This is a genomic window from Acidovorax sp. SRI_002 (genome assembly GCF_057586455.1).
Genome location: NZ_JBYCZW010000002.1, coordinates 74021 through 92805, shown reverse-complemented (window position 1 = coordinate 92805; position 18785 = coordinate 74021). Strand labels below are relative to the sequence as shown.

At 64.4% G+C, this 18785-nt stretch carries 19 protein-coding genes and 1 riboswitch; of the genes, 5 read left to right on the top strand and 14 right to left on the bottom strand.

Translation table 11 applies throughout. The features are described 5' to 3' along the window. Positions 1–80 precede the first annotated feature (80 nt). Entirely contained in the window at positions 81–689 is a 609-nt protein-coding gene (locus tag AC2YJX_RS05255; RefSeq protein WP_487255479.1) for a TetR/AcrR family transcriptional regulator, read from the top strand. 123 nt (positions 690–812) lie between these two features. Here AC2YJX_RS05255 and AC2YJX_RS05250 read toward each other — a convergent pair whose 3' ends face one another. Beyond that, positions 813–1190, bottom strand: coding sequence for a DUF2917 domain-containing protein (locus AC2YJX_RS05250; protein ID WP_121421219.1), 378 nt, complete (start codon positions 1188–1190; stop codon positions 813–815). Between the two features lie 105 nt (positions 1191–1295). Next, entirely contained in the window at positions 1296–1835 is a 540-nt protein-coding gene (locus AC2YJX_RS05245; protein ID WP_121508508.1) for a DUF2917 domain-containing protein, read from the bottom strand. Between the two features lie 132 nt (positions 1836–1967). Here AC2YJX_RS05245 and AC2YJX_RS05240 point away from each other — a divergent pair, with 132 nt between their 5' ends. Beyond that, positions 1968–2969, top strand: coding sequence for a LysR substrate-binding domain-containing protein (locus AC2YJX_RS05240; RefSeq protein ID WP_121508507.1), 1002 nt, complete (start codon positions 1968–1970; stop codon positions 2967–2969). A gap of 95 nt (positions 2970–3064) precedes the next feature. Here AC2YJX_RS05240 and tyrS read toward each other — a convergent pair whose 3' ends face one another. Continuing rightward, on the bottom strand, positions 3065–4297 hold the full coding sequence (gene tyrS / locus AC2YJX_RS05235; RefSeq protein WP_228896098.1) for a tyrosine--tRNA ligase: 1233 nt from the start codon (positions 4295–4297) through the stop codon (positions 3065–3067). Between the two features lie 205 nt (positions 4298–4502). On the opposite strand from tyrS, the gene AC2YJX_RS05230 reads away from it, so the two are divergent. Continuing rightward, the gene (locus AC2YJX_RS05230; protein ID WP_487255478.1) at positions 4503–5864 is read left to right on the top strand and encodes a peptidoglycan DD-metalloendopeptidase family protein; all 1362 of its coding nucleotides are present in this window, start codon (positions 4503–4505) and stop codon (positions 5862–5864) included. A 198-nt stretch (positions 5865–6062) separates the two neighbouring features. Then, positions 6063–7178: an anhydro-N-acetylmuramic acid kinase gene (locus AC2YJX_RS05225; RefSeq protein ID WP_487255477.1), complete on the top strand. Its 1116-nt coding sequence runs from the start codon at positions 6063–6065 to the stop codon at positions 7176–7178. Between the two features lie 88 nt (positions 7179–7266). On the opposite strand, the gene erpA is transcribed toward AC2YJX_RS05225, so the two are convergent. The 6 genes from erpA to AC2YJX_RS05195 form a co-directional block, all read right to left on the bottom strand. Then, entirely contained in the window at positions 7267–7632 is a 366-nt protein-coding gene (gene erpA / locus AC2YJX_RS05220; RefSeq protein ID WP_008907234.1) for an iron-sulfur cluster insertion protein ErpA, read from the bottom strand. Between the two features lie 60 nt (positions 7633–7692). Continuing rightward, complete coding sequence (locus tag AC2YJX_RS05215; protein WP_055394679.1) at positions 7693–8091, bottom strand: bactofilin family protein; 399 nt, start codon at positions 8089–8091, stop codon at positions 7693–7695. A 206-nt stretch (positions 8092–8297) separates the two neighbouring features. Next, positions 8298–9008, bottom strand: coding sequence for a DUF6776 family protein (locus tag AC2YJX_RS05210; protein WP_487255476.1), 711 nt, complete (start codon positions 9006–9008; stop codon positions 8298–8300). Positions 9009–9172: 164 nt separating this feature from the next. Beyond that, positions 9173–9565, bottom strand: a complete 393-nt coding sequence (gene rpsI, locus AC2YJX_RS05205) for a 30S ribosomal protein S9 (protein WP_005798582.1) — start codon at positions 9563–9565, stop codon at positions 9173–9175. Positions 9566–9576: 11 nt separating this feature from the next. Beyond that, on the bottom strand, positions 9577–10008 hold the full coding sequence (rplM, locus tag AC2YJX_RS05200; protein WP_008907237.1) for a 50S ribosomal protein L13: 432 nt from the start codon (positions 10006–10008) through the stop codon (positions 9577–9579). A 194-nt stretch (positions 10009–10202) separates the two neighbouring features. After that, positions 10203–12152, bottom strand: a complete 1950-nt coding sequence (locus AC2YJX_RS05195; RefSeq protein WP_487255475.1) for a serine/threonine protein kinase — start codon at positions 12150–12152, stop codon at positions 10203–10205. A gap of 311 nt (positions 12153–12463) precedes the next feature. Between AC2YJX_RS05195 and AC2YJX_RS05190 the strand changes: the two genes are divergently transcribed. Next, the gene (locus AC2YJX_RS05190; protein ID WP_121508503.1) at positions 12464–13351 is read left to right on the top strand and encodes a 23S rRNA (adenine(2030)-N(6))-methyltransferase RlmJ; all 888 of its coding nucleotides are present in this window, start codon (positions 12464–12466) and stop codon (positions 13349–13351) included. A gap of 48 nt (positions 13352–13399) precedes the next feature. Here AC2YJX_RS05190 and AC2YJX_RS05185 read toward each other — a convergent pair whose 3' ends face one another. From AC2YJX_RS05185 to ahcY, 5 genes are all read right to left on the bottom strand, one after another. Next, the gene (locus tag AC2YJX_RS05185) at positions 13400–13975 is read right to left on the bottom strand and encodes a septal ring lytic transglycosylase RlpA family protein (protein ID WP_228896090.1); all 576 of its coding nucleotides are present in this window, start codon (positions 13973–13975) and stop codon (positions 13400–13402) included. Next, positions 13941–14504 carry a hypothetical protein gene (locus AC2YJX_RS05180; RefSeq protein WP_487255474.1) on the bottom strand — a complete coding sequence of 188 codons (564 nt, stop codon included), beginning with the start codon at positions 14502–14504 and terminating at the stop codon, positions 13941–13943. Before AC2YJX_RS05180 ends, AC2YJX_RS05185 begins: the two co-directional genes overlap by 35 nt. A 110-nt stretch (positions 14505–14614) precedes the next feature. After that, a complete protein-coding gene (metF, locus tag AC2YJX_RS05175; protein ID WP_121421226.1) occupies positions 14615–15466 on the bottom strand; it encodes a methylenetetrahydrofolate reductase [NAD(P)H] in 852 nt (283 codons plus the stop codon). Further along, positions 15463–16461: a TlyA family RNA methyltransferase gene (locus tag AC2YJX_RS05170; RefSeq protein WP_436131459.1), complete on the bottom strand. Its 999-nt coding sequence runs from the start codon at positions 16459–16461 to the stop codon at positions 15463–15465. The genes metF and AC2YJX_RS05170 overlap by 4 nt, the downstream gene beginning before the upstream one ends. Positions 16462–16609: 148 nt before the next feature. Further along, on the bottom strand, positions 16610–18043 hold the full coding sequence (gene ahcY / locus AC2YJX_RS05165) for an adenosylhomocysteinase (protein WP_121422878.1): 1434 nt from the start codon (positions 18041–18043) through the stop codon (positions 16610–16612). Between the two features lie 70 nt (positions 18044–18113). Then, a riboswitch (S-adenosyl-L-homocysteine riboswitch) is annotated at positions 18114–18193 on the bottom strand. Positions 18194–18785 lie beyond the last annotated feature (592 nt).

The following is an 18785-nucleotide window of genomic DNA, read 5'->3' as shown; positions in this document are numbered from 1 at the left end:
CCCGCGCCTTTATGATTGCAGCCATCATCATAAAGGCACAACCGCTTTTTGCGTACGCTCGCAATCAATAAGAGGCTCCCATGAAGGTTTCCAAAGCACAGGCCGCAGAGAACCGGCAGGGCATCCTGGACGCAGCCTCCCGCCTGTACCGCGAGCGGGGGCTGACCGGCGTGGGCGTGGCCGACATCACGCGCAACGCCGGGCTCACCCATGGCGGGCTGTACCGGCATTTCGCCTCCAAGGACGCGCTGGTGCAGGAGGCGTGTGCGCGGGCGTTTGACTGGTCGATGACCCCGCTGGAAGGCGCCACACCCCACACCACCGTGGGCGAGCGCATCCAGCGCTACCTCTCGCCCCAGCACCGCGACGCGCCGGGCACCGGCTGCCCCGTCGCCGCGCTGGCGGTGGACGCCGCGCGGGCGGGCGGTGGGCTGTCGGAAGTGTTTGCCGAGGGCATCGAGCGCAACATCCAGCGGTTTGCCCAGTTGTTGGTCGACAGCAGGGCCGAGGCAGGCAGCGCAACCGTGCGGTCACAAGACCGGGAGCGCGCGATACAAGTGCTGGCCACCATGGTCGGCGGGCTGGTGCTGGCCCGAGCCACCGCTGCGGCGCAGCCCGCGTTGTCGGATGAACTGCTGACAACGCTGCAGACCCAGCTGATCGGGCTGTTGGGCGAAGAGCCGCGCTGACGGCCTGGTGCTTGCCCCGTTCGCTATTAAAAAAGAGCTACTACCGCTTGATGGACAAGCGCTAGCAGCTCTTTTGACTCTAACCCCACACCCAACCGAGGCGACCGAGCGCCTCAGATCAGGTCAGGCGCAGCAGGCATCGCCCCAGGCGGGAGCACCGTTGCCAACGGACGCACGGCGCCACCAGGATGCGGGGCGGGCGCTGGCGGCATCGCCATCCACCCAGCGGTACTGCAGACGGCGGCCGTTCAGCGGCTCGACCACCACAGACTGGCCTGCGGCCACGGGCAGCGACTGCCCAGCGCACAGGAACACGTCGCTGCTGTCGCCCAGGCCCTTGCCCAGCGTGACCCAGGCCTGGCCTTCGGCAATGCGCAAAGTCATTGCAACCTTGGGTGCCAGCGTGACAGCAGCGCCCGCTGCCACGTTGCCAGTGCTACCAGCGACCGCGCCCAGCGCGCGGGAAGATGCAAACAGATGAAGAGCGTGAGAGGTTGTCATGGTGTTCTCCGGGTAAACCCTAATAAGACCGTATGGTGCGCGGCTTGCAGAACAACGTCCAATGAAAAGCACGGCACCTATTGATGCTTTTCCTGCATATACGCTTCAAGCGGGCTTGCGCTGTAGCGGTGCTGCTATGCGATGCAGAGCAAACCGGGCCAGACCGGCGGCGAACCGGCCGCCTGCACCCGTCACATCGGCCAGCGCCGCACCCAGGGCGCGCCCGCCTTGCCCCAGTGCCTGCACCAGGTCGCGCAGCGGCTGCACCACGCCACATTCCCAGTCGCGGGCGGCCAGGCTTGTGGGCTGCGCCGTGGCGGGTGCCACCACGCTGTCCCAACGGAAAGCCACGGCCTCAGCGTTGCCCCGGGGGTTCCAGGCTTCCATCACTACATGCTGGCCCGGCGCAATGGTCAATTGCTCCCCGGCCCGCAGCACATGATCGGCCGCCGCACCCGGCAAATCCGCCAAAGACCCGCTCAGGGTGAGCCAGACCTGCCCCTGCGCAATCTGCAATACACCATGGGTGTGCGGCCGCAGCGACAAGGCCCGGCCTGTGGCCAGTTTCCAGCAACCGGCCGCACGACGGCCAGCCAGGGCGGCGTGGACGGATTGTTGCGATTCCAGAACGTTGCGGGGGGACATGACAGGCTCCTTGGCTTCAGTAAAACGTGTTGAGGAGCCTGAATGGTGCGCCTTCCACCGTACACAGTCCAATGAAAACGCGGTACGCTATTCATTCCGTCAACGCATGAATCGCCCTCCAGGACACCTGCCATGGTCTCTGCCGAATATTCCCCCGCCGTCCTTCGCACCCGCCCCGTGGCCACCGGGCACTGGCGCGCCTTTCTGGCCGTGGCCAAACACCTCAACTTCCGCGCCGCCGCCGACGAACTGGCGCTCACCCAGTCGGCCGTAAGCCGCCAGATCCAGGCGCTGGAGGAAGAAGTGGGCGTGCCCCTGTTTCTGCGCCACACCCGCGCGGTAGAGCTGACCAGCGCGGGCGCGCAGCTGCAGCGTGCCGTGGGCCCGGCGCTGGAGCGCATGGACGCCGCCGTGCGCCTGGTGCGTCAGACGGCCGGGCGACGCAGTGTGGCCATCACCACCTGGGCCAGCTTTGCATCGATGTGGCTGATCCCGCGCATGGAGGAGTTTCAGCGCGACAACCCGGGCATCGACATCCGCATTGATGCGAGCGACGTGCAGGTCGATCTGGAAACTTCGGACGTGGACCTGGCCCTGCGCTACGCCATGCCCGCCGGCGCCACGCAAGGCGGCATCCGCCTGTTTGGCGAGCAACTGGCCGTGGTGGCCAGCCCGTGGCTGCTCAAGAGCGGCAAACCGCTGCGCACACCGGCCGACGTGGCGCAGTTCACCCTGATCGAGGCAGGCGACGCCCACCGCACGCACTACCTGGAGTACCTGAGCTGGCGCCGCTGGTTCGACACGCGCGACCTGACCAAGCTGCAACCCCAGCGTTGGCTGTACTTCAACTACGCCCACCAGATCGTGCAGGCCGCGCTGGCCGGCCAGGGCCTGGCACTGGCGCGCATGCCGCTGATTGCCGATGCCCTGGCCGCTGGCGACCTGGTGGAGGTGCTGCCCGGCCACCGCATCGACTCGCCGCTGGCCTATTGGCTCATGGTGGGGCCACGCAGCGCGCAGCGGCCGGAGATCAAGGCCTTCTGCGCCTGGCTGCAGGTGCAGGCCGAGGCCACCCGCCAGGCAATTGGCGATGTGCCCGACCCGGATTTGAACGACAACCTGGACGGGGCCTGATGAAGAAAGCGCTGGGCCTTGCGGCTTCAGCGCTTTTATTTTGATAGCTGCCAGCGCTTATTCAACAAGCGCTTGCAGCCCATTTGACCTAAAAATCAGGACAAAGTCACTCTTGCGAACTTGCGCTTGCCCACCTGCACCACGTAGGTGCCCGCAGCCAGCTTCAAGCCCTTGTCGCTGACCACGCTGCCATCCACACGCACGCCGCCGCCGTCGATCAGGCGGTTGGCCTCGCTGCCCGAGGGCGCCAGGTTGGCCTGCTTGAGCAGCGCTCCAATGCCCAGCGGTGCGCCGGACAGGCTAAGTTCGGGGATGTCATCCGGCACGCCGCCCTTGCTGCGGTTGATGAAATCCTGCTCGGCCGCATCGGCCGCTGCCGCGCTGTGGAAGCGCGTGGTGATCTCCTTGGCGAGCATCACCTTGGCGTCCTTGGGGTTGCGCCCGCCCTCCACCTCAGCCTTGAGCGCGGCGATCTCGGCCAGGCTCTTGAACGACAGCAGCGTGTACCAGTCCCACATCAGGGTGTCGCTGATGGACAGCACCTTGGCGAACATGGTGTTCGCCTCTTCGGTGATGCCGATGTAGTTGTTTTTGGACTTGGACATCTTGTCCACGCCATCGAGCCCCACCAGCAGCGGCATGGTGAGCACACACTGCGGCTCCTGGCCATATTCCTGCTGCAGGTGGCGACCCATGAGCAGGTTGAACTTCTGGTCCGTGCCGCCCAGCTCCAGGTCGCTCTTGAGCGCCACCGAGTCGTAGCCCTGCATCAGCGGGTACAGGAACTCGTGCACCGCAATGGACTGGCCGGTGGTGAAGCGCTTGTGGAAGTCGTCGCGCTCCATCATGCGCGCCACGGTGTAGCGCGAGGCGAGCTGGATCATGCCGCTCGCGCCCAGGGGTTCGCTCCACTCGCTGTTGTAGCGAATCTCGGTCTTGGCCGGATCCAGCACCATGCTGGCCTGCTTGTAATAGGTCTCGGCGTTCACCTTGATCTGCTCGGGCGTGAGCGGCGGGCGCGTGCTGTTGCGGCCCGAGGGGTCGCCAATCAGGCTGGTGAAGTCCCCGATCAGGAAAATCACCTGGTGGCCCAGATCTTGCAATTGCCGCATCTTGTTCAGCACCACCGTGTGGCCGATGTGGATGTCGGGAGCCGTGGGATCGAGCCCGAGTTTGATGCGCAGCGGCTGGCCTGTGGCCTCCGAGCGCGCCAGCTTCTTGACCCATTCGTCCTGCGGCAGCAGCTCTTGCACGCCACGCAGGGAGATTTCGAGGGCCTGTCTTACACCATCAGAGACCGGGGTTGTTGTAACAGCAGATTGATTCATAAGGGTTTTTTGGGATGTCTAGACAGCATGCACCGCTATACTTCAGCCCACATTGCTTGAGGCGGATTCTAGTGGGACCGCTGTTTCGACCTGTTTTTGACCATTCTGTCGAACGGCTGCAGCCTGACAGTCTGTGCTCCATGCCTTGCCCCGCGCCAGCGTCGGGGAAGTGTCACGGATTCACTCTCACCCTGGGGATAGACCATTGATTCACGGCTTGACCACCGCCAGCTCGGCTTTGCTTGACCGGCTGTCCCGCACGATCCAACAACATCCCAAACGCATCACCGCCGCCGTCGCAGCCATCCTGCTGACGGGTGGTGGCGGCGCATTCGCTGTGGCGTCCTTTGCGCCGGACCCGGCCGAGCTGCCGGTGCGCATGGTGAGCTACCCCGTTGAATCGCTGGCAGAAAACCTCGTGCTGGGCGAGCTGGAAGCTCCGGGCTTTTCGCTGTTCCGCTCCGAACAGGTGCGCAGCAGCGACACCCCCGAGTCGCTGCTGCAGCGCATGGGCGTGGCCGACCCGGCAGCCGCTGCATTCATGCGTGGTGACACTCCTGTGCGACAAAATGTGCTGGGCCGCACAGGCCGGATCGTGTCGGCAGAAACCACGGACGACCACCGCCTGATTCGCCTGACGGTGCGCTGGGTGCCGGACGACAGTGGCAACTTCCGCCGCCTGATCGTCGAGCGCACGGGCGACAACAAGTTTGCGACGCGCATCGAAACCGCCAAGTTGACGACCAACAGTCGGCTGGCGGGCGGCATCATCCACAGCTCGCTGTTTGCCGCCACCGATGCGTCCAACATCCCCGACGCCGTGGCCGTGCAGATGGCCGAGCTGTTCTCGGGCAACATCGACTTTCGCCGTTCGCTTCGCAAGGGCGACCGCTTCTCTGTGGTGTACGAAACGCTGGAAGCCGATGGCGAGCCCCTGTCCAGTGGCCGCGTTCTGAGCGCCGAGTTCGTGAATAACGGCAAGACCCATGAGGCCGTCTGGTTCCAGGAACCCGGTGCCGCCAAGGGCGCCTACTACACGCTGGACGGCGAAAGCATGCGCCGCGCGTACCTCACATCCCCGGTGGAGTTCTCGCGCGTGACCAGCGGCTTCAAGATGCGCCTGCACCCCATCCTGAAGACCTGGCGCGCCCACCTGGGCACCGACTTCGCCGCGCCCACCGGCACCGCAGTGCGCACCGTGGGCGATGGCGTGGTGGAGTTTGCAGGCGTGCAGAACGGTTTTGGCAATGTGGTCTTCGTCAAGCACCGTAACCAGCACGTCACCGTGTATGCCCACCTGAGCCGCATCGACGTGCGCCAGGGACAGTCGGTCGAACAAGGCCAGACCCTGGGCGCCGTGGGCGCCACAGGCTGGGCCACCGGCCCGCACCTGCACTTTGAGTTCCGCGTCAACGGCGTACACCAGGATCCGCAGACCATCGTGGCCCAGAGCGAGGCCGCAGCGCCAGTCTCAGCGGCTTCGCGCCCTGCGTTTGACCGCCTGGCTGCCAACATGCGCATCCAGCTGTCGGCCGCTGCACGGATCGAACAAGCCAGCGCAGAGTGAAGTGAAGCCCCCCCTGAGTCGCTTCACGCCTTCCCCCCACGGGGGGACGCCGCCAGCGCACGCAAGCGAAGCGCCGCCTACGCGGCGCGGCGGCCCTTGCGCGGCAGCCACAGGCCTTGGCCACGCCGCTTGCCTGGGCTTTGAGGCCCCTGGACCTGAGGCTCTTCCGTCCACGCCTTCACAGTCCACACGGCTCCTGTGAGCGCATCCGAGCTGTACATCGGCCTGATGTCGGGCACCTCGCTCGATGGCATCGACGGGGTGCTGGCCCATTTTTCCGGCTCGCACTGCGTGGTCACCCACCATGCCAGCGCGCCCTTCGCGCCCGAACTGCGGGCCGAACTGATGGCCCTCAACACCTCGGGCATTGACGAACTGCACCGCGCCGCGCTGGCGGGCAACGCCTTGTCACAGGCGTATGCGCAGGTGGTGCAGACGCTGCTCGAACAGAGCGGCCTGGCTGGCTCTTCCATCCGCGCCATCGGCGCCCACGGGCAGACGGTGCGCCACCGCCCCCAGGAATTTGATGGCAAGGGCTACACCCTGCAGCTGGGCAACCCAGCCCTGCTGGCGGAGCGCACCGGCATCACCGTGGTGGCCGATTTCCGCAGCCGTGACGTGGCGGCAGGTGGACAGGGTGCACCCCTGGTGCCAGCGTTTCACCAGGGGGTTTTTGGCCGCGCGGGTGAAACCGTGCTGGTGCTCAACATCGGCGGCATCTCCAACCTCAGCGTGCTGGGCGCCGACGGCAGTGTGCTGGGCTTTGACTGCGGCCCCGGCAACGCGCTGATGGACTTCTGGTGCCAACGGCACACCGGCCAGGCTTTCGACGCAGGAGGCGCGTGGGCCGCCAGCGGAAAGGTGCTGCCGGAGTTGCTGGCATCGTTGCTGGACGAACCCTTTTTGCACAAGCCCCCCCCCAAGAGCACGGGACGCGATCTGTTCAACCCCGCATGGCTCGCCCACCACCTGGCGCCGTTCGCACAGGCAAACCCTGCCGACGTACAAGCGACCCTGACCGAATACACCGCCCGCGCATGTGCAATAAGCGCAAACAGCTACAAAAGAAATAGCCAAACGATGGCAGTTTGCGGCGGCGGCGCACTCAATGCCCATTTGATGGCACGGCTGCAGGCAGCCTGCCCTGGCGTGCAGGTCACCGCCACCGATACCCTGGGCCTGCCCGCATTGCAGGTGGAGGCTGCGGCCTTTGCCTGGCTGGCACGGCAGGCGCTGCACGGACGGCCCGGGAACCTGGCCAGTGTGACCGGCGCTGCGGGAGCCCGTGTGCTGGGCGCTGTTTACCCAGCGTGAAAAAACAAAAGCCGCCCATGCGGGCGGCTACGTGGTCAGAGGTCAGGTACAGAGCGGTGTGCACCACCTGACCCCTACCCTCTCCGTGTCAGGCAGAGAAGCTGGAGCCACAGCCGCAGGTGGTTGTGGCATTGGGGTTCTTGATAACGAACTGAGCCCCTTGCAGGTCTTCCTTGTAGTCGATCTCGGCGCCGACAAGGTATTGGTAGCTCATGGCATCGATCAACAGCGACACACCGTTCTTCGTCATGGTGGTGTCGTCTTCATTGGTGATTTCATCAAAGGTGAAGCCATACTGAAAACCCGAGCAACCGCCACCTTGCACAAAAACGCGCAGTTTCAGGTCAGGGTTGCCCTCTTCGGCAATCAGGTCCGCCACCTTGGCCGCCGCGCTGTCCGTAAACAGGATGGGGGCAGGCATTTCGGTCTGGATGTTTTCGGCAACAGCGCTCATGGGGTACTCCGGGTTCAAAGTTTGCGGTGAATAGTACTGCAGTCTTCTCGGGAATTCAGTTCACTGCCCGTTTGACGCTAACTTCAGTGGGGGCTTTTCCTCCACCAGCACAGCCACCGGGCACATCTGCCCGGCAATCACGGCGCCCTGGTGCATCTCCAGCGCCTTGTAGTGCACATTGCCGGTGATCTTCGCCTTGGGCTGCAATTCCAGCAGTTCGGCAGCGTGCACAGGCCCCACCACCTGGCCATTGACGATCACATGGTCGGCATGCACCGCCCCCTCCACGCGCGCCGTCTCGGAAATCACCAGGATGCTGGGCTGCTCCGAACCCGCACGGATGTCCCCCACCACCTCGCCATCAATGCGCATGCCTTCGGCAAAGTGCACATCTCCCTCGATCCGGGTGCCCTGGGCAATCAGGCTTTTGATCGGCGGCTGCTTCTTGCGGGAAAACATGGGTGAAAACTCCTCAATGCGCATGCTCCAACCCGGAGCATACAAACGGAAAACGACGGGCCAGAAAGCCCACGGAAAACGGCTACGGCGCGAAGCCCCGCACACATCACCCCTGCCTGCTACAACGACCGGCGCAGGGCTGTATGGGGCCTTGCAGCAGGCTGGATGAGGTTCCCCGGAGGGGCCTTCCCAACCCTGCCGCCGGACTAGTCGATGGTCATCGCCTGCACGGCGCGAACCGCAGTGCCCTCCAGCACGCGCGCGGTCACGGTTTTTACCACGGCGCTGGGGGGCAGATCGAGCACACCCTCAATGCGCCGGTACTGCTTGACCTGCAGCGGCTGTCCCTGGGCGGGCTGGGTCTGGGTCCAGGGCTTGCCATCCTGGGTGCCCGTCAGCACCAGTTCCAGCCGGCCATTGAATTCGGGGGCGTTGCGCGTCGCCTGGATCACCAGGACCTGCCAGCGCAGCTGCATTCCCCCCAGCACCTCGGCCTGCAAGCTGCGGATTGCGAGCCCTTCGGTCTTTGCCGCAGGAATCAGCTTTTCAAAAAACCCCAGGTCTTCGCGCAGCGTGCGGTTGTCGGCCTCCAGCTGGCGGACCTGCGCCATCAAACTCTCCTTGGCAGACCGCTCGGCGACCAGCAAGCTCTCGGCCGTGTGGGCCACTGTCTGTTGCTCCTGCCCCTCGGCGCGCAGGCGGTCCACCTCGGCCCGCAGCTGAAGCAATTCGTCCCGGGAGACGGTATCCAGACCTGCAATGGACTTTCCAAACTCGAAGGCCCAAAGGGCTACTGCCGCACAGAAACCAAAAACCACGGCCAGGGCCAGCCAGCGAAGGGGCCAGGGCAAGGCACTGCGGATGGCCACCCTCGGGGCGCTGATCGTCAGTCGGCGGCGCAGAAGGCGAAGGCGCATGGTGAGAAGGGGTGAAACATCAGGATGGCTCGGAGAAAAGAGCGCACCTTAAACGAAAAAACCGCCCGAAGGCGGTTTTTTGTTCTGTAAAGCAGTCCGAGGAAAGCTTCGCAGGAAGAAGGATGCCAGCCCAAAAGCCGCCATCCCTCCAGAGCCCAACCAGCTTAACGCTTGGAGAACTGCTTGGCGCGGCGTGCGGAATGCAGACCGACCTTCTTACGCTCGACTTCACGGGCATCACGCGTCACGAAGCCAGCTTGGCTCAGGACGGGCTTGAGGGATGCGTCGTAGTCGATCAAAGCACGGGTGATACCGTGGCGGGCAGCGCCAGCCTGGCCGGATTCACCACCACCGTGCACGTTGATCTGGATGTCGAAGGTTTCGACATGGTTGGTCAACGCCAGGGGTTGCTTGGCAATCATGATCGAGGTTTCGCGGCCGAAGTAGGACTGGATGTCCTTGCCGTTCACCGTGATCTTGCCGGAGCCTTTTTTCAGAAACACGCGGGCGACGCTGGACTTGCGACGGCCGGTGCCATTGTTCCATTCACCAATCATCTCAAGGCTCCTTAGATTTCCAGCACTTTGGGCTGCTGGGCGGTGTGGGGATGCTCAGCACCACCGTACACCTTGAGTTTCTTGATCATCGCGTAGCCAAGGGGGCCCTTGGGCAGCATGCCCTTGACAGCCTTTTCCAGCGCGCGGCCGGGGTGCTTGGCTTGCATGTCGCGGAAGTTCGTGGCCGTGATACCGCCGGGGTAACCCGAGTGGCGGTAGTACACCTTGTCCAGGGACTTGGTGCCGGTGACCTTGAGCTGGGCGGCGTTGATGATGACGATGAAGTCACCGGTATCGACGTGAGGCGTGTAAATGGCCTTGTGTTTGCCGCGCAAACGGAGAGCAACTTCGCTGGCTACTCGTCCGAGGACCTTGTCGGTCGCGTCAATCACAAACCACTCGTGCACAACCTCAGCGGGCTTGGCGCTGAAAGTAGTAGTCATGAGTTTTCTCTTCAAAAGAGGGTTTGGCGGGTCCTTTTCCACGGTCGGTGCTTCTCTGAAGGAAGCCTCTTAGGTGGCGTAAAGTCTTCGCCGCGGGACCACAAAAGCGCTGCGAAGCCCGCGATTATACGAATTTGCAGGCCTGTGGCGCAAGCCCGTAGCCGGAAAGCAGCCCACGGTCCCCTCGCCCACGGCTAATTGGGGGTCTGCCGGCGGCGCTGCTCGTCGGCTTCGTAGCGGCGGCGGTTCTCCACGCAGATGGGCTGGTTGGACTGGGACGGCTTCTGGCATTCCTGGTGGATGCACATGGGGCGTGCGAGGAAATTGGCATCTGCACAGGCCTCTTGCGGGCTGGGCACACGCGGTGGTGGCGGGCGGGGCTTGGGCTCGGCCACCACGGGGGGCGGTGGCGGGGGCGGCTCCTCATGCACCACGATCGGGGTCGGAGCCGGCTCAGGGGCGGCCCGTCGCGCACGAGTGGGGGCGCGCGGAGCAGAAGCAGGGACAAGTGCTGGTGCAGGCATGGATGCAGCAGCCACCGTATCGCTCGCAGCGCCGTCCACAGCAGCAGAGGCCGCTGCGGCCGGGTCCTGCAGCGCCGTCTCCATCACTGCAGGCGGCGGCGCTGCGGGCGGCTCTGCCATCTCGGTGATGATGTCGTCCTGCGGCGCCTTGCTGCTCTGGGCCCAGCGCAGGCCGGCGGCAGAAACCACCACGGCCACCACAGCCACCCCGAGCCACACCAGAACCGGCGAGCGCCGCGTGGTTTTCACCGCCTTGCCGTGGGGGCGGGCGATCTCCCGCTCCAATGGCTGTGGCCGATGGTCGGACGCATGGCGGGTGGCGTTCCCCGGCTTGTGGCCGCCCGCGGGATCGTCGTAGCGGGAGTCATCAACCACCACCGTGTCTCCTGCGTCGATGAAGACCGTATCACCCGCATCGGCAGCCACAGTGTCCGGGCCGCCCAGCATCACGGTGTCTCCGCCAACATTCGCTTCGCCCGCGGGAGTGGCACGCCCTCCGGCATCGTGGGCCACTCCGTTCCCGGTGGCGCGTTGCGCCTGGGCGTGCATCTCTGCCACGATGCTGGGTGCTGAGGTCACATCCACCGTAGGCGTTACCAAGCCCGGGCCCGGCTGATCGGCAGGCTCCACCCAGATATCCCCCAGGTCGTTCCGGAAGTCGAAGTGCTCGCTCCCCTCCGGCGCGGACGTCATCTCCATGAGCTGCAGGAATGCGTCGATGCTCTGCGGCCGGTCCTCCGGCTTGAGCGCCAGCGACTGCGCGATCGCCGCCACGAAAGGCGCGGAATACTCCACGCCAAACTGGCGCTTGACGGTTCTGGCCACGCGGGAGAACGACACCATGCGATCACGGATGGAGCGCAACGTGGCAGGCAGCGGCGTGTCGTTGCACAAGCAGCCATGCACCACCGCAGCCAGGGAATACAGGTCGCTCCACGGGCCCTGGCGCAAATCCTCGTCGCCATCGGAATATTGCTCTATGGGCGCGTAGTTGACCTTGAGGACGGCGGTGTGTTTGCGGTCCTGGTCGTTGATCGCGTGCCGGGCAGCGCCCAGGTCGAGCAGCACTGGGGGGCCGATGTCCTGCAGAAAAATGTTGTCGGGCGAAATATCCCGATGCAGGGTCTTACCGTCATGGAGCACCCGCAGGGCACCCAGCACTGACCACAGCACCTTGCGCAGCCAGATCTCGGGCGGCGGGGTGCGCATCTGGGCACGGGCCTGCTTGAAGGTCATACCGCTGTAGAGGGGCATGACCATGTAGGCGGTGTTGTTCGCCTCCCAGAAGCGGAACACCTTGACCAGCGAAGGGTGGTCAAACTGCGCCAGCAGGCGCGCCTCACCCACAAAAGAGGCCAGCCCGGCCTGGAACGTTTGCTGGTCCGACGAGGATCTCACCCAGAGCGACTGGCCCTGCGCACGCCCCGCCAGCGCCGAAGGCATGTATTCCTTGATCGCCACGGCCCGGTGCAGGGAGTGGTCAAAGGCTTTGTAGACCATGCCAAACCCGCCAACCCCCAGGAGCGCAAGGATCTCGAACTCAGCGAGGCGGGTGCCTGGCGGCAGCGCATCCACATGGCTGACACCGCTGGCTGGGGCTTGGCTGGAACTTGCGATCATGGTGGAAAGGGTGTGGCGTGCGGGCTTGTTTCGACAGAGATTGTGGGTGAACGGGTGCCAACACCGCTCCAAACGCAATCATGAAGCATGCCAGCACGCGCTACAGAAACAAAAGGCTTCCCGACTGCCAAAAAAGTTACACACCCTGGTCAGAGATACACCGATTGTGCCGCGCCATGGTTCATTGCCGCCCCCGGCCCATGACAAATTCGCATGGAACCATGAACCGGCGTCTGGTGCCCGCCACCCAGTGCAGCCACCCCTCGACCCGGCCCAGGAAGGCGACAGGGCGCACTCGTTACCATAGAGCCATGTTCAGTTATCGCCACGCCTTCCACGCAGGCAACCATGCCGATGTGCTCAAGCACACGGTCTTGATCGCCGCCTTGCAACACCTTACCGAGAAAGACGCGGCCCTCACCGTGCTGGACACGCATGCGGGCGCGGGCCTCTACCGGCTCGATGGCGACTACGCCAGCACCAGCGGCGAAGCTGCAGACGGCATCGTCCGCCTGTTTGCCCCCACGGCCCCAACCCTCACGCCGGCCCTGCAGGCCTATGTGGACATGGTCCGTGCCTTCAACCAGGGCAACACGCTGCGGGTTTACCCAGGCTCCCCGTTCATCACCCAGCGCCTGTTGCGCGACCACGACAAGCTCAAGCTCTTTGAGCTGCATCCCACCGACCTGCGCGCCCTGGCGGGCAACGTGGCCCAGCTCGAAGCAGGCCGCCAAGTGGCCGTGCTGCACGAAGACGGGTTCGAAGGGATCAAGAAATTCCTGCCTCCACCGGCCCGCCGCGCTTTGGTACTGTGCGATCCCAGCTATGAAATCAAGAGCGACTATGCCAAGGTGCTCGATATGGCGGCGGATTCGCTCAAGCGCTTTGCCACCGGCACGTACGCCTTTTGGTACCCCATCATCCCGCGCCCCGAGGCGCACGACCTGCCTCGCCGTCTCAAGACCCTGGCCACCAAGGCAGGCAAAAGCTGGCTGCATGCCACGCTGACCGTCAAGAACAGCAAGCTCACCGAAAACGCTGCTGGCGACGTCAAGCGCCCAGGCTTGCCAGCCAGTGGCATGTTTCTGATCAACCCGCCCTTCACCCTGAAAGCCGCGCTCAAAACCGCACTGCCACAAATGGTGGAATTGCTGGCCCAGGACAAACACGCCACGCACACCCTGGAATCAGGCGGCTGATGCGTCCAAGTGGCGGGTCGTTCTTACGGCCCATCCGCCCCCACGTCCTCACTCTTCAGGGCAGGTCGATTCTCCATTGGCCACAGGAAACACTTCCACCGGCTTGAGCCCCAGACCGTGCAGCCCCAGGGCAATGGCTGCAGCGCGGCTCAAGTCCACGATCCGGCCCCGCGCATGGGGCCCCCGGTCATTCACGCGCACCACAACCCCTCGGCCCGTGATCTGGCTGCGCACACAGATGAAGGTGCCAAACGCCAGGGTGGGGTGCGCAGCGGTCATTGCATGCATGTCAAACCGCTCGCCACTGGCCGTCTTGCGCCGGTGAAACCCAGGCCCGTACCAGGACGCGAGTCCGGTCTCTGGCGCCACCTCGTACCGGCCAGACTCCCCCGAAGGCGCAGCCCATGGAGCGTCAATGGGCTCACCAAGAGGTTGCACCTCCTCATCCAGCAGCCCCGCCTCGGCCAACGCGGCATCCACGGCATTCGGGGTGGAGGGCTCTGCCGTGTTACCGGCCCCCTCTGCCTGCGCAGCAGGCAACCACGCACAGTAGGCCGCAACCAGCAGGGGCAGCAGCCGCAGGTGGGCGCTAGCGCTTGCAGCGCTCCAGAAATGCTTCCTCAAACCGTCGCAGATCGTTTTTCTCTCCATCCGTCAAATCCGTTCTGGCGCGTTTGTTGGTAAGAATGCGGCGAGACTCGGCGCATTGCTGGGCGTGCCGCTCCTGCTGCTCCCTGGAAGCCTGTGCTGCGACCTGGGCAGACTTTTCGTCTTCCCGGCGCTGCTTGTCGCGGTGGCGGCGCTCCGCCGAAAGCCGTGAGTACGCATCCTGCTCCTCCTCCCGGCAATCGCGCCGGTATTCGCGCCGCATTCCTTCCACCACATCGGCCTTGATGCCCCGGCCATACGCTCCCCGGATGTTTTCATCCAGGGCCCGGCAGCGCGCGCTCAGATACTGATGGTGGTCCGGGGTTTCGGGCGATGACCGCACCGGCGAATAGCTGTCATAACGTGGCGATGAATATGGCGCCGGGGCAGGCCCCGCCACAGCGGCTGTGGTGCGGGCACCCTCAGGACACGGCCGCGACAGGACAAAAGTGTTCCCATTTCCGTCCCGGCAGTGGTAGCGGGTCTGCGCCTGAACGCCCGACATGCCCAACACCCACACACACAGCGCACACCATACCGCCACCCCAGCTCGTTCCATGACCACCATCCCCCTGCAAATGTTGCAAAGTGCTAATGGTAGCCAAGCCGTGGCCGTCAGATCCCCAGGCGGCGGCAGATTTCCAGAGTGGCCGCACTCTGGTTCATGGTGTAGAAATGCAGTGCGGGCACGCCCGCGCTGCGCAGCTGGTCACACAGATCGGTCACCACATCCAGCCCAAAGGCCTTGATGCTGGCTGTGTCGTCGCCAAACGCCTGCAGGCGCAGCCGGATCCAGCGGGGAATCTCGGCACCGCAGGCGTCCGAGAAACGCATCAGCTGCGTGGAGCTTCCGATGGGCATGATGCCCGGCACCACAGGCACGTTGGCGCCCAGGCGCTGTGTGTCTTCCACAAAGCGGAAATACGCATCGCTGTTGTAGAAATACTGGGTGATGGCCGAGTCCGCACCCGCCTGCACCTTGGCGATGTAGGCGTTCAGGTCTGCCTCGGGCGACTTGGCCTGGGGATGCACCTCGGGGTAGGCGGCCACTTCGATGTGGAAATCCCGGCCCGTCTCCGCGCGGATGAAGGCCACCAGGTCACTGGCGTACTGAAACTCCCCGCCCGCGCCGTAGCCGCTGGGCAAATCGCCACGCAGCGCCACCAGGCGCTTGACGCCCATGGCCTTGAGCGTGGCGAGCTGCTCGCGCACGGACTGGCGTGTGGCACCAATGCACGAGAAGTGCGAGGCGGCGCTCACACCTTCGGCCAGGATTTCACGCACCGTGCCAAAAGTGCCCTCCTGCGTGGAGCCACCGGCGCCGTAGGTCACCGAGCAGAAATCCGGGTGCAGCGCATACAGCTGCTGGCGCGCGGCCCGCAGCTTGTCCGCACCTTCGGGCGTCTTGGGCGGAAAAAATTCGAAACTCACCGGGAAACCGGTGCCCTGGGCATTGGCAGCAATCATGGTGCCCTCCTCGCATAAACAAAAAATTCATGGTTGCCGTCGCCACCCTGGATGGGGCTGTCGAGCCAGGCCTGCACGGCCAGACCCAGTTCGGCGCAGCAGTCGCGGATGCGTTTTTCCACCACGGCATACAGGGCGGCATCCCGCACCACACCGCCCTTGCCCACCTGGCCGGGCTGCAGTTCAAACTGCGGCTTGACCAGCATGAGCAGGTGGCCGTCAGGGCGCAGGAACGCGGCGATGGCGGGCAGCACCAGGGTCAGCGAGATGAAGGACAGATCCCCCGTCACCAGGTCGAACGCCGGTGTCGTGTCCACCCCCGCGCATTCGGCGCGGCGTCGGCGCTGGACGGGCAGTGTGCCCTGCGCGCGGGCTTCGGCGCGCTGGGCGCGCTCGGACTTGAAGGCTTCGATGTCCTGGTCCTTGGCGTCGCCGCTATCGTCGTAGGCTTCGTCCACCAGGCCGCCGTTGCGCATCCAGCTGTAGGGCGCCTCGGGCTGGGTTTCGTTGTCTTCGTCGGCTTCGACGACTTCAGAGAGCGCCAGCTCGCAGGCTTCCTGCAGCGCCTGGGCGGTCAGCGAGCGCGCGTTCACGCCCTCCACGCAGACCACACGCAGATCGCTGCGCAGCCGCTCGTGCAGCTGGCCATGGCCCACGTCCACACCGATGACCTGCGCTGCGCCCTGCTGCAGCAGGCAATCGGTAAAGCCGCCGGTGCTCTGCCCCACATCCAGGCAGCGCAGCCCGGCCACGGACAGCCCCGTGGCCAACAAGGCGCCTTCCAGCTTGAGGCCACCGCGCGAGATGTACTTGGCCTCGGCATCGTCCAGCAGCTTCACCTCGGCCACGGACGGGATGTCATCGCCGTTCTTGGCCACCTTCTGCCAGGGCGCCAGGGGAGACAGACGCCACTCCACGCCCGCAGCAATCAGCCGCTGCGCTTGCGAGCGCGTGGCCGCATGGCCCGCTTCCACCAAAAATACATCTGCACGCATGGCGCTCATCCTTTAAGAGTCAAATCAGCCTCCAGCGCTTATCCATCAAGCGCAAGCAGCTATCACAATAGTAGCAACCACGATGCAGTGATCCACCAGCGCACCGGCGGCATGCCGCCAAGGCGCGCAATGCGCCTGGGGCGCGGGATCAATAGCGGTAGGTATCCGGCTTGTACGGGCCTTGCTTGGGCACGCCAATGTAGGCGGCCTGCTCGTCGGTCAGCTCCGTCAGCATGGCGCCCACCTTCTTGAGGTGCAGACGGGCCACCTTTTCGTCCAGGTGCTTGGGCAACACGTAGACCTTGCCGTTTTCGTAGTAGTCGCTGTGGGTGAACAGCTCGATCTGGGCAATGGTCTGGTTGGCAAAGCTCGACGACATCACAAAGCTCGGGTGGCCCGTGCCGCAGCCCAGGTTCACCAGGCGGCCCTTGGCCAGCAGGATGATGCGCTTGCCGTCCGGGAAGATCACGTGGTCCACCTGGGGCTTGATCTCTTCCCACTCGTACTGCTCCAGCGACGCCACCTGGATCTCGTTGTCGAAGTGGCCGATGTTGCAGACGATGGCCTGATCCTTCATGGCCAGCATGTGCTCGTGGCGGATCACGTCCTTGTTGCCGGTGGTGGTCACGAAGATATCGGCCTTGTCGGCAGCGTATTCCATCGTCACGACCTTGTAGCCTTCCATCGCGGCCTGCAGGGCGTTGATGGGGTCGATCTCGGTCACCCACACCTGGGCGCTCAGTGCACGCAGGGCCTGGGCGCTGCCCTTGCCCACGTCGCCATAGCCGGCCACCACGGCCACCTTGCCAGCGATCATCACGTCGGTGGCGCGCTTGATGCCGTCCACCAGCGATTCACGGCAGCCATACAGGTTGTCGAACTTGCTCTTGGTTACCGAGTCGTTCACGTTGATGGCGCGGAACATCAGCGAGCCCTTGGCCGACATTTCCTTCAAGCGGTGCACGCCGGTGGTGGTTTCTTCGGTCACGCCGATGATCTGGGCGCTCTTGCGGCTGTACCAGGTCGGGTCCTCAGCCAGCTTGGCCTTGATGGATGCAAACAGGCAGGTCTCTTCTTCGCTGGTGGGGTTGGCGATCAGCGATGCGTCCTTTTCGGCGCGCTTGCCCAGGTGCATCAGCAGAGTGGCATCGCCGCCGTCGTCCAGGATCAGGTTGGGGCCTTCGCCTTCGGTGCCGGCGGGGCCAAAGTCAAAAATGCGGTGGGTGTAGTCCCAGTACTCGGCCAGGGTCTCGCCCTTGATGGCAAACACAGGCGTACCGGCGGCAGCAATGGCGGCGGCGGCGTGGTCTTGCGTGGAGAAGATGTTGCAAGAAGCCCAGCGCACCTCAGCGCCCAGGGCCTGCAGCGTCTCGATCAGCACGGCGGTCTGGATCGTCATGTGCAGCGAGCCCGTGATGCGGGCGCCCTTGAGCGACTGCTTGGGCGCGAACTCCTCGCGGATGGCCATCAGGCCGGGCATCTCGGTTTCGGCGATGCGGATTTCTTTGCGGCCCCATGCGGCCAGGCCGATGTCGGCAATGATGCAGTCGGTGTTGACCGGGGCGTTGACGCGTGCGTTCATGATGGTTTCTTGCTCCAAAGCATGTTGAAAAACCACTGGTCGCGGGAGTGAAAAAGCTCACCACACGAGAAGTGGATGAGCGTCGTTGCTAGATGACTCCGAGCCTCACGCCCCGCCTGTGCTGGGGACGCTGCAACGCTCCTCGGATCGGCGGATTATAAACAGTCAGTGCGATTGCGCTCAGGCAAACTAGCGCCCCACCACTTTGTCGTCCTTCGATGAAAGCACCAACGCGCTGGCTCCTATTTACATCGGCTCTGCTAGTGCTGATCGCCTATCCGGTGCTTTTCAGCCACTGGACCGAAGCGCGCTTTCGCTGGGCCATCGCCTACGCCGCCGACGACAACGCGGTGGACTGTGGCCAAACCTCCACCAGGAAAGACCCACGGGATGTCGTGGAATGCGCACAAGCGGCAATTGCCGGCCGACACGCGTTCAAAGCGTCGTTTCGGCAACCGGCCCTAGATGCTCCGGGAGCTACGGGGCTGGCCAGCCCCGCCTCGGGGCAAGTCCGCAGAATTGTTTACCAGGGCAATCCTGGCGGCTTTTGCCTCTACTTTTGCGACCACACCATTCAAACCCAGCCCTGCCCTGAGCCGTCGATCCATGTAACGTCCTACGTCCCAGAGGCTCAGTTTTGGACCATCTCTGTGCGATGCGCCACCGACGCCTCCAGCCACCCACCCGGCGGCACGCAAAATCCCTGAAGCAACCACGCCGGTAAAATTCAGCCCCCTCAGCG